Source organism: Methanobacterium sp., assembly GCA_012838205.1.
Lineage (GTDB): Archaea > Methanobacteriota > Methanobacteria > Methanobacteriales > Methanobacteriaceae > Methanobacterium.
The window spans coordinates 1-9,696 of the sequence record DUPR01000064.1 but is presented as its reverse complement, the minus strand read 5'-3'; the positions used below and the strand labels follow the sequence as shown (position 1 = coordinate 9,696).

General features: G+C 40.1%; 16 protein-coding genes. All 16 read left to right on the top strand.

The features are described 5' to 3' along the window. The first annotated feature begins 168 nt into the window (after positions 1-168). The 16 genes from GXZ72_09155 to ehbP all read left to right on the top strand — a co-directional run bounded on the left by GXZ72_09155 (position 169) and on the right by ehbP (position 9,546). A complete protein-coding gene (locus GXZ72_09155; protein ID HHT19711.1) occupies positions 169-480 on the top strand; it encodes a monovalent cation/H+ antiporter subunit E in 312 nt (103 codons plus the stop codon). A 10-nt stretch (positions 481-490) separates the two neighbouring features. Beyond that, the gene (locus GXZ72_09150) at positions 491-754 is read left to right on the top strand and encodes a hypothetical protein (GenBank protein ID HHT19710.1); all 264 of its coding nucleotides are present in this window, start codon (positions 491-493) and stop codon (positions 752-754) included. Beyond that, on the top strand, positions 754-1,026 hold the full coding sequence (locus GXZ72_09145; GenBank protein HHT19709.1) for a cation:proton antiporter: 273 nt from the start codon (positions 754-756) through the stop codon (positions 1,024-1,026). The genes GXZ72_09150 and GXZ72_09145 overlap by 1 nt, the downstream gene beginning before the upstream one ends. Further along, a complete protein-coding gene (locus GXZ72_09140) occupies positions 1,023-1,256 on the top strand; it encodes a DUF4040 domain-containing protein (protein ID HHT19708.1) in 234 nt (77 codons plus the stop codon). Before GXZ72_09145 ends, GXZ72_09140 begins: the two co-directional genes overlap by 4 nt. A gap of 2 nt (positions 1,257-1,258) precedes the next feature. Further along, complete coding sequence (locus GXZ72_09135; GenBank protein ID HHT19707.1) at positions 1,259-1,621, top strand: cation:proton antiporter subunit C; 363 nt, start codon at positions 1,259-1,261, stop codon at positions 1,619-1,621. Between the two features lie 96 nt (positions 1,622-1,717). Next, entirely contained in the window at positions 1,718-3,223 is a 1,506-nt protein-coding gene (ehbF, locus tag GXZ72_09130) for an energy conserving hydrogenase EhbF (GenBank protein ID HHT19706.1), read from the top strand. After that, the gene (locus GXZ72_09125) at positions 3,220-3,555 is read left to right on the top strand and encodes an energy-converting hydrogenase B subunit G, EhbG (GenBank protein HHT19705.1); all 336 of its coding nucleotides are present in this window, start codon (positions 3,220-3,222) and stop codon (positions 3,553-3,555) included. Before ehbF ends, GXZ72_09125 begins: the two co-directional genes overlap by 4 nt. Further along, on the top strand, positions 3,548-3,826 hold the full coding sequence (locus GXZ72_09120) for an EhbH (GenBank protein ID HHT19704.1): 279 nt from the start codon (positions 3,548-3,550) through the stop codon (positions 3,824-3,826). The genes GXZ72_09125 and GXZ72_09120 overlap by 8 nt, the downstream gene beginning before the upstream one ends. Before the next feature lies 1 nt (position 3,827). Next, on the top strand, positions 3,828-4,319 hold the full coding sequence (locus tag GXZ72_09115) for a cation:proton antiporter (protein ID HHT19703.1): 492 nt from the start codon (positions 3,828-3,830) through the stop codon (positions 4,317-4,319). After that, positions 4,319-4,594: an energy-converting hydrogenase B subunit J gene (locus GXZ72_09110; protein ID HHT19702.1), complete on the top strand. Its 276-nt coding sequence runs from the start codon at positions 4,319-4,321 to the stop codon at positions 4,592-4,594. Before GXZ72_09115 ends, GXZ72_09110 begins: the two co-directional genes overlap by 1 nt. A 102-nt stretch (positions 4,595-4,696) precedes the next feature. Next, the gene (locus GXZ72_09105; GenBank protein ID HHT19701.1) at positions 4,697-6,058 is read left to right on the top strand and encodes a 4Fe-4S binding protein; all 1,362 of its coding nucleotides are present in this window, start codon (positions 4,697-4,699) and stop codon (positions 6,056-6,058) included. Next, positions 6,055-6,540 carry a 4Fe-4S dicluster domain-containing protein gene (locus GXZ72_09100; protein HHT19700.1) on the top strand — a complete coding sequence of 162 codons (486 nt, stop codon included), beginning with the start codon at positions 6,055-6,057 and terminating at the stop codon, positions 6,538-6,540. Before GXZ72_09105 ends, GXZ72_09100 begins: the two co-directional genes overlap by 4 nt. A 60-nt stretch (positions 6,541-6,600) precedes the next feature. Continuing rightward, entirely contained in the window at positions 6,601-7,047 is a 447-nt protein-coding gene (locus tag GXZ72_09095; GenBank protein ID HHT19699.1) for an NADH-quinone oxidoreductase subunit B family protein, read from the top strand. A 63-nt stretch (positions 7,048-7,110) separates the two neighbouring features. Next, entirely contained in the window at positions 7,111-8,238 is a 1,128-nt protein-coding gene (locus tag GXZ72_09090) for a hypothetical protein (GenBank protein ID HHT19698.1), read from the top strand. Between the two features lie 12 nt (positions 8,239-8,250). Then, positions 8,251-9,240, top strand: a complete 990-nt coding sequence (locus GXZ72_09085; GenBank protein HHT19697.1) for an NADH-quinone oxidoreductase subunit M — start codon at positions 8,251-8,253, stop codon at positions 9,238-9,240. Positions 9,241-9,279: 39 nt separating this feature from the next. Then, positions 9,280-9,546, top strand: a complete 267-nt coding sequence (gene ehbP / locus GXZ72_09080; protein ID HHT19696.1) for an energy-converting hydrogenase B subunit EhbP — start codon at positions 9,280-9,282, stop codon at positions 9,544-9,546. Positions 9,547-9,696 lie beyond the last annotated feature (150 nt).

The window sequence follows — 9,696 nt, the reverse complement described above, 5'->3', positions numbered from 1 at the left end:
TATCTTTATATATCATGTTTTATAATGATGAATTGTAATTTAGCATGGTAAGTACATGACCAAGACGAATCCCATAATTGGAACAAAAGATATAAATTCGGGATTTATTATTCGCAATGTTAGCTGTTGATGATGCATTGATATTAAAGATTAAGGGGCTAATTTAACATGTTTATAACGAGAATATTCTACGGAATCGCCTATTTTATTGTATTAATATGGGAAATAATCAAGGCCACCATAGATGTTGCTATTCGAACTGTTAATGGTAATGTTGACCCGATAATTGTGGAAATACCTACAGTTCTTAAAAGACCAGTTTCACAGACTGTTTTGGCCAACAGTATCACTCTTACACCGGGCACACTCTCCATAGATCTTGACTCTGAAAATCAAGTTATAAAGGTTGCCACAATCGTTCCAAAAGAAAAAGAGGATATAATTCCATTTGAATCTTATATTAAAGGCATGTTAGAATGAGGATGTTAAAATGAACATATTAACATTATCTGAATATATTTTACTGGCTGCTTTAGCCATTTATGCCCTTGCGTCAGTGCGCATAGCCACCCGGAAAACCATTGGAATGGGCTTGGTTGGTTTGGCAGGTTTAAGTATTGCAGTGGCCACAATTCTTATATTAGTAAATAACCTCTATCAAATAGCTTTCTGCAGAGATATAGCATTAGCCCTTGTACTTCTGGGGCCAGTGGGAACTATAGCCTTTGCCAGGGTTTTAAGGGGGAATATTTAATGGACGATATTTTTACCATTATAAAAGCGGTTTTACTCCTAACATCAGCTGTTCTGGTGCTTTTAGCAGCTTTAGGCATATTAAGATTTAAAGATGACCTTGAACGGGTGTTGTATGCTAGAATACATATTTTGGGGGTGGCGGATGCTGCTTGCATTCTGGCCCTTCTGGTTCTGGGAGAACCACTGCTAGCAGGAGCTTACTTCATACTGGTTCCTTTTGCATCTCACGCCATAGCCAATGGGTTCTACTATGGGGAGGATAAACAATGATTGAATACATACTGATGATAATCACAATTTTAGGAGCAGTCCTAGCTCTAATGCAGAGAGATCTCCTAAAAGCAGCTATTCTAACTGGAGTTCCAGGAGCTTCCATAGCTTTCCTATACCAGTACCTTCTGGCTCCGGACGTGGCCCTAACCCAGGCTATTGTAGGATCAGCTATTATTCCAGTGTTTTTTGCCTTGGCAGTCTATAAAACGCGCAGGGTGGAGGAATAAAGATGATAATGGATGTTCAATTAGCTTCACTGTTCACAGCTGTGGCACTGGTTGTTATTGGAATTTTTGCTTCAGTTTTCCTTGATAATTTAATCAAAAAGGTCATTGGACTAGCTTTCATTGGAGATGGTGTTAACCTGTTTTTGATCTCAATGGGATACAAAGCAGGTGGAATAGTCTACATATACTTACCAGGAATGGCAGCAGACTGGTTTGCACAAAATTCTGCTTATCCCCTTCCTTTTGCTCTAGTATTAACCAGCATTGTTATTGGTGCCAGTACTATGGCAGTGATGCTGGGAATTATAATAGTACTTTATAAAAAACGTGGATCCCTCAGTGCATCCAAGATTCTGGGAGAGTAGTCAAATGTTCTGGTTCAATTCTAAACAAATTATAAACCTCCTTTCAGGATTGGAAATCCAAATCGGAGATTGTAATGATAATAAGGAGGTCATAGTTTGAACTTCCTAATAGCATTAATGGTTATTGTTCCGATATTATGTGCTTTGTTTTTAAACTTACTCCATAAAAAGGATCGGACTATTAAGGTTGTAACAATTCTGTTGGCTTTAACCTTACCAGCATTGCCTTTACTGGCTAACTATGGTTTACATTTCTTTGGTGGTTACGTTCCATTAGTAGAAAATCCAACATTGGCCAATAATTTACCTTCAACCATAACCGGAACTGCTTTAAACACATTCCACCCGGCTATAACCTATTCATTCCAAAGTGCACAGCAGTTATTTGTGTTTATTTTAGGGTTAGTGGCCCTTTTAGCAATTTTTGTCTCGCTATTTGAAACTCGCCGCCCGTCGGGAGTATACGCCTATATGATGTTTATGGGAGTTGCAGCAGTAACTGCTGTAATATTAACAGATGACATATTCAACTTATATGTTTTCTTTGAGATAGCAGCTTTAGCTACTGTAGGAATAGTTTTGGTATCTAATGTAAAAGGGAACTATGAAACAGCCCTGAAATACATGATAATTGGGAGTATAGCAGCACCGTTACTCTTATTAGGAATAGCACTTCTTTTAGGAGTAACTGGAAATGTAAATATTACTGATATAATCTATTCACTAAAAAACGGCTTAGTAGACCCTCAGAATCCAGTTATACTAATGGCGTGTGCTTTAATTGTATTCGGATGGCTGTATGGATCTGGACTACCACCATTCCACACTATAAAATCAGCCATATACAGTAAAGCCCTCCCCAGTGGAGCTGCATTAATACAAGCCTTTTCGGTTTTTATATTCGTTGCAATGGGAATTATTATCCTTAGAATATTTTCATACTTGCCCTTCTCACAATGGGTTATCCTAGGAGTATCACTATTAGCAATGATTTTAGGCATTACCATGGCCATACTCCAAACTGATCTTAAACGAATGATCGGATTTTTAGCAGTGGGAGAACTGGGATACATAGGAATAGGGCTAGGCCTGAGCACTGCTTATGGGATAACAGCAGGACTTTTCCAAGCAGTAAACGAAGCAATGATAACTGCACTTTTATTCCTAGGATTTGGTGTAGTATTATATCAAACTGGAATCAGTGACACTCGTAAACTGGGCGGAATGATGGTTAAAAACCCGCTGGTAGCATTACTGGTGCTTTTAGGAGGATTTGCAATGGCAGGAGTTCCTCTTCTAAACGCTTTCCAGAGTAAACTAATGCTAATCCAGGGATCAATAAAGGCAGGTCTTCCAGAGTTAGGGGTTATAATGATACTCCTAAGTATAGTGACATTCATGACATTTATGAAGGCCTTCCATGCAGTTTACCTTCGACCAATGCCTGATGAACTAGTAATAAAACATGAAAAAATACCAAAAGCAACCATTATAGCCATGCTGGTATTGTTGGGTGTATGTCTAATATTTGGTTTGTTCCCACAAGTTGCAACCAGCTATCTGCAACCATTGGCAAATAGCTTAGCAGGAGGTATATTATGAACCTCTACGACCTAATAGTGAAAAAAATAAAGAACATTCAAGGAGTTGGAGATGAAAGTCCAGTGACAAACATATCGACTTCCTCGATGTTAACTGCAGAAATAACTCTAATTTCATCAATACTGGTGGCTCTAGTAATGCTCCGGCTGGTGAACAAGGTATTGATGATTGTGGCGGTATTGGTGGTTTTGTTCACAGTTTTAACAGCAATGCCACTCATGCCAAAATTCAAAAAGGAACAGAACGATTCACTGGCATTTATGATGTTTTATATGGTAATAGCACTAGCAATAGTAATCACCCTGTTTTACTGGGGGAATTTAAATGTCTGAAGGGATAAGAAATATTATCATGGGATTTGCAATGGTTATATTCACAGTAACCATCTTCCAATCAACATATCAATTTAAACAGCTCATCTACCCAGGTATAAGCTACTTGTATAACTATGTCGGCACTAACATAGCTCCCAATATGGTAACCGTAGTAGTATTTGATTGGAGGGGATATGACACCCTTGGAGAAGCCCTCATATTGGTAACGGCTGTTATTGCTGTCTTACTGGTATTTGGGCGTGGAAGAGCCCAATTAGGAGGTAAATAAAATGAGTACCATACTCAAAATATTTGTGTTTCCAGCAGCCATGGTGGTCATGTGTCTTGGTGTATTGACCATTCTAGGTGGACACATAACTCCTGGAGGAGGATTTCAGGGTGGAGCTATGATTGCAGCAGGACTCATATTTTGTTTAATCGTATATGGTCTCAAAGAAAGTCCCTTTAACCTTTCTCACGATTTTCTTTCAGCTATAGAAAGTATCGGGGCATTAGCATATGTTTTCCTGGGTCTAGCTGGTCTTTTATTTTCAGGATTCTTCCTATACAACCTTGGAGTTGACCTTTACCACATTGTACCTGCACCAATACAAGCCATATTCAACTATTCCGACCCCACAAACGCGGGAATAGTGCCCTACCTAAACTTCGTGGTTGGATTAAAGGTCATGGTAGGGTTATCTGCAATAGTATACGCATTCCTGGCTTTCAGGGAATATGGTGAAGAAGCTGTTGATGAACCAATAGAGGAGATCGAATAATGATAATATATTATGGGCCACTAATCTTTGGATTCTTACTTGGATTCATCCTGGGAACCAGAATTAGGATAAATTCCGAGAGCGGACTCAAATTTAACGCCTCAGTGTATCTAATTTTCATCATAGTTGCCTTTATAATTGCTTATTTACTGGGCCCATTCCCTTACTATAAGGATATTCCATTAGCTAATGGTTTTCTAGCTGCGGCAATTGGAATCATTTTGGGCAAATTAATATTGGGAAGGGAAAAAATCCCTCAAAAAACACAGAATTAACCTAATTAAACATAATCTGTAAAAGGAGTAATCAAAATTATTGGTGGGAAATCACTCATCCATTCACTAAATAACTAAAAAATAAGTTGGAAGGTAAAACTCATGTTTTTAACAACCAAAAAATGCAAAGGCAGTGGAGAATGCATCAAAGAATGCCCTACAGGTGCTATTCGCATGGTTGAAGGTAAAGCATTCAGTTGCATAACTTGCGGTGCCTGCGCAGAAGCATGCCCCAACCGGGCCATTTCACGCAACAAATATGGAGGATATGTGGTTGACAGGGCAAAGTGCAATGCCTGCGGTGTTTGCGAGCTTACCTGTCCTGTAAACAACATCACAATCGAAGATGGTGTAGTGAAAGGAATATGTGCTCGATGTGGCATATGTGTCCCGGCATGTCCTGAAAAAGCACGAGTAGATGCATACGACCTCATTGAAGACCGACAACTCAAATTCCTGGAATCATTGAACTTGACAATTCAACCACCTATCCGCTCAAAGAAGGTGGATGAAACTGCCGAAAGAATCAGCCTAGTCACTGACAATGATAAATGCACCCTTTGCCGACGTTGCGAATACTACTGTCCCACAGGGGCTATAATTGTTGATGTAGAACCTCCAGGTAAATGCACAGAATGCCGAGTCTGTGAAGATGTATGCCCTGTTGGTGCCATAGAAAACTGCACAATAGATCCGGAAAAATGTACATTATGTCTTAAATGCATGAAAGAATGTCCTAACCAAGCCATATTTGTGGATGATTTCCAGGTAAAGATCAATAAACTGGATATTTGGGAAAAAATAGAAGGAAAAATAGTATCATGCCTAAACTGCGGCCTTTGTGCTGAAGCTTGTGAAAAGGGTGCACTTCAAATGATCGACGGCCACTTACGATATGATCCCACTTTATGTGAGGAATGTGAAACTACTCCCTGTATTGAAGCCTGTCCAGTGGGAACCCTCAGATTATCTGACGAACCAGAAAGAAGAATTAAAGGATTCTGTGTTTCATGTGGAAAGTGTGTCAAGGCATGTGATGTTAACGAAGCCCGAAGCATTAAAAAAGTCACCTGGGATGGATCTGTCTCAGAAGACTGTATTTCCTGTGGAATATGTGCAGAAGTTTGTCCCAAAGAGGCCATCACCCTTCATAGAGGCACTATAGAAGTTGATACTAAGAAGTGTGTCCTATGTGAAAAATGTGCAATCCACTGTCCTACCAATGCCATTCCAACCACAACCATGCACAAGAAAGCAATTAAGGAAGGATTCACCTTTGTGCAAGACAAACTGTGCATGAACTGCAAACTATGCGCCAAAATATGTCCAGAAGAAGCCATCAAAGAGGATGATGACGGGAAGATGGTGGTGGATGATGCTAAGTGCATCTATTGTGGTGCATGCCGTAATGCTTGCCCTGCCAAGGCCATACTATTTGAAAGGGAATTTGAGGTGGAACCATGAAAAATTTAGTCCTTATATTCCTGGAAGGTGCTTACACCAATCTAAAAAGGATATTATTCGCCAGTGACCGGGTTACAGACATGGAAGTCAGGAACATGATCCTAGAAGGGAGGGTAACACCTACTGAAAAAGTGGCCAAGGTTTCCTGTATTGGATGTGGAGGATGTAAGAATGTATGCCCCACTGAAGCCATAGAAATGGTAGACCTAGATGAACCAGTTGAACTAATGGAAGGCTTGGTAAAAACCCAGTTACCCGTACTTCACAGTGAAAAATGTGTAACATGTTATTATTGTCATGATTTCTGCCCCATATATGCGTTGTTTGGAGAAGCAGGAACCATACATCCCAATGATGTTGGTGAAATTGATTTAGACATATCAGAGTTGATGGAAAAGCCTGTAAAGATATCTGAAGATAAAATCGCATATATATCCCAATTTTTAGCAGATAATACCATTATAAGGAAAAGAAAAGATTAGGAAAAATCTCTGAATGAACATTTTAATCAAAACTATACAAAAATATTGAAGAGGAATCATATGAGCCTAAAATCATATTCTCGTGGTCGAGCAGTACATGTTATGTTAGTGTACACAGGAGGATGCAACGGCTGCGATATAGAGATAGTAAACTGTATACTCTCCCCAAAATTTGACGCTGAACAGTACAAAGTATTTCTAACATGGAACCCACGAGAAGCAGATGTCTTAGTTGTCACTGGGCCGGTTACCAAATACAATGAACAGCCACTACGCGAAATTTACAAAGCCATACCTGAACCTAAAGCTGTTGTGGCTGCAGGGGCTTGTGCCCTGATGGGTGGAGTTTATAAGAACTGTCATGGTGACATACCCTCAGAAGAAATCTCAGGACCTGTGGATCAAATCATACCAGTTGATGCTAAAGTTCCAGGTTGTGCTGTAAGGCCACAAGACATTGTAGCAGGGTTAGTATCGGCATTACCTCTCCTATTGAATGCCGACTGAAATATCTAAAAGAATAAAATCAATATCACGAATTTATAATAAAACTCATGAAGGTGTAACATAATGGACGATGATAAAGAAAACCGGACGGTAATAGAGGCAGAAGTTCCCATGGGAACAGTTCACCCTGGAGCCCTTGAACCATACCGGCTAAGACTCTTCGTGGAAGATGAGATCGTCCGCGATGCAGAGATGACTGTGGGAGTCAACCACAGGGGAGTAGAGCGGATCATGGAAGGCTTACCAGTTGAAAAAGCCAACAGTCTCACTGAAAAAATATGTGGGATATGTTCTAACAGCCACATCTGGAACTCATGCCGAGTGGGAGAAATAGCACTGGGAATAGAAGTACCAGAACGAGCAGTTTACATAAGGGTTATAATGGGTGAACTAGAGAGGTTACATAGTCATATTCTCTATTTAGCCCATGGATCTGAAGTATTAGGTCATGAAACATTTTCAATGCGTCTATTTTACATCAGAGAAACAGTAATGGAATTATTGCGAATGATAGGGGGGAACCGTGTTCAATATGGTTCAGCCGTGCTAGGAGGAGTTAGACCACGTTGTGAACTTGATGAAATGCGGATCCAGAAACTAACTGAAGGAATGGATCTATTAGAAGAGAAACTGAACAACTTTGCTAATCGATTTGTATCTGACCCTATGGTTATGAGCAGAATCACCGGAGTCGGTGTAACCAGCCCCGAGGATGCCCTAAGATTGGCATGTTCCGGACCCACATTGAGGGCTACCGGTGTTGAAAAAGACCTAAGAACTGGAATGTACGAGTATGATCCATTTGAATTTGATGTAATCACTGAAGATGATGGAGATGTGAAATCTCAACTACTGACCAGGGTTTTCGAAAACTTCGAATCAATAAAAATCATTCAACAAGCAATCCGAAACTTACCCGACGGTCCAATAACAAACAGGAGTTGGGAAATGCAAGACACGCCCATAACCAAAAGTTATATTGAAGTACCACGTGGAACACTTTACCATTCTTATGCCCTAGAAGATGGTAGAGTAAGAAACTGCGTTATCCGGACTCCTTCCATGGCCAATATTGGAGCTATGCAGTATTCTGCAATTGGTCATCATATTACAGATGCTCAACTTTGTATAGTTCAGTGCGACCCTTGTTTCACATGTACTGATCGGGCAATTCAAATTATCAAGAGATGAGGAGAATAAACCATGGAACTTACATATCCTTTAATAGCAGTACTCGGAACCTTGGCAACATCTTTCATAGTGAGCCTCTTCTTGCCAGGGATTGAAAGAAAATTCATCCACGCCCGGATCCAACAAAGAGTAGGTCCACCAATTACCAGTCCAGGGATCATGGCACCAATCAAATTCTTCTTTAAACAAACTATAAATCCAGAATCTCCAATGCCTAAATTGTACAATGCCCTTCCCTTAATCAGTTTAATCATAATCATAATCCTTCTGTTGCTGTTAATTCCTCAGATGTACTTTTTAGGAGCACTGACCAGCATCATTGCAGTCATAGGATTACTGAAAGTTGAAGAAATAATGTATATGTTCATGGGTAGTCTGTCTAAATCCGTACTCTCAGTACGTATGCCATTCCCCGATATAGTAAAAGGAGCAGAACATCCCAACACTCCCCGAACATTTTTCGAGGAATTAAGCAGTCTCCGGGCATTCAGACTCATTGCTTTTGGATCATTTCCAATATACATTGCACTTTTCGTGGTAGTTGCCATGACTGGCAGTATTTATCTAAAGGATATCGTAGCCTACCAGCAGACCAACGGGCCCATACTATTCACATTAGCCGGAGTTATGGGAGCAATCGTATTTTTCATCGGATACATGATCCTCCTCAACGAGTACCCATTCGCCATCTTGAAGGGCAAACCCGATGTTGTGGAAGGACCTTACCTAGAATACGCTGCAAAATACCGGGCATACGTCTACATCACCCGAGGATTCCTCATGTTCACACTGGCCACATTATTTGCCACCCTATTTTTGGGAATAGCCCCTAACATATTAAACCCCAATTTCATAATCACATTGGTTGTGGCTCTCCTCTTCCCAATGTTCATGGCGGCAATGAGTGCATTTTCCCCAATATTCACTTACAAACAGTTTTACCCTACAGTTGCCGGTGTATCTATAGTGGGTGTTCTGGCAATAGTAGCAGCTCTACTTTAATGGATTTTAAAAAAAAGTAGTAGATATGATGGTGATCAAATGAAAATTGTGATACGACCCCTACATATAATGAGTTTAGGGGGTTATATTGTTGAAACCGAGTTTCCTTACAGGAATGTTATCGTGGTAAACCCCACAGAGGAACCAATAAAATTAGAAGTTCCGGTATTCACTGAAGACTGGATTGAAGAACAGAGTAAATTAGGACTGGAACTCATTCCACTAACTGAGGAAGATAATTATCTAAGCAATTTCCGCAAAGCCAAAGCCAAATTAGATAAATTAAAGGCTGAAAAAGATGTTTAGGTAGTTATTAGTTTATTTTAGAAAAACTCTACCCGCTTTTCTTTAATATCCTATTTGACGACTAACCCTTAATGCAAGGGCTGCTGTTAAAAGAATTGTTGGCAAACCCTGAGATTTGGGGGCCAGAGACAAATCAGCAACCCACAACCC

Coding starts and splice junctions, on each gene's coding strand:
- GXZ72_09155 (HHT19711.1), top strand. CDS start 169: ATGTTTATAACGAGAATATTCTACGGAATCGCCTATTTTATTGTATTA.
- GXZ72_09150 (HHT19710.1), top strand. CDS start 491: ATGAACATATTAACATTATCTGAATATATTTTACTGGCTGCTTTAGCC.
- GXZ72_09145 (HHT19709.1), top strand. CDS start 754: ATGGACGATATTTTTACCATTATAAAAGCGGTTTTACTCCTAACATCA.
- GXZ72_09140 (HHT19708.1), top strand. CDS start 1,023: ATGATTGAATACATACTGATGATAATCACAATTTTAGGAGCAGTCCTA.
- GXZ72_09135 (HHT19707.1), top strand. CDS start 1,259: ATGATAATGGATGTTCAATTAGCTTCACTGTTCACAGCTGTGGCACTG.
- GXZ72_09125 (HHT19705.1), top strand. CDS start 3,220: ATGAACCTCTACGACCTAATAGTGAAAAAAATAAAGAACATTCAAGGA.
- GXZ72_09120 (HHT19704.1), top strand. CDS start 3,548: ATGTCTGAAGGGATAAGAAATATTATCATGGGATTTGCAATGGTTATA.
- GXZ72_09115 (HHT19703.1), top strand. CDS start 3,828: ATGAGTACCATACTCAAAATATTTGTGTTTCCAGCAGCCATGGTGGTC.
- GXZ72_09110 (HHT19702.1), top strand. CDS start 4,319: ATGATAATATATTATGGGCCACTAATCTTTGGATTCTTACTTGGATTC.
- GXZ72_09105 (HHT19701.1), top strand. CDS start 4,697: ATGTTTTTAACAACCAAAAAATGCAAAGGCAGTGGAGAATGCATCAAA.
- GXZ72_09100 (HHT19700.1), top strand. CDS start 6,055: ATGAAAAATTTAGTCCTTATATTCCTGGAAGGTGCTTACACCAATCTA.
- GXZ72_09095 (HHT19699.1), top strand. CDS start 6,601: ATGAGCCTAAAATCATATTCTCGTGGTCGAGCAGTACATGTTATGTTA.
- GXZ72_09090 (HHT19698.1), top strand. CDS start 7,111: ATGGACGATGATAAAGAAAACCGGACGGTAATAGAGGCAGAAGTTCCC.
- GXZ72_09085 (HHT19697.1), top strand. CDS start 8,251: ATGGAACTTACATATCCTTTAATAGCAGTACTCGGAACCTTGGCAACA.
- ehbP (HHT19696.1), top strand. CDS start 9,280: ATGAAAATTGTGATACGACCCCTACATATAATGAGTTTAGGGGGTTAT.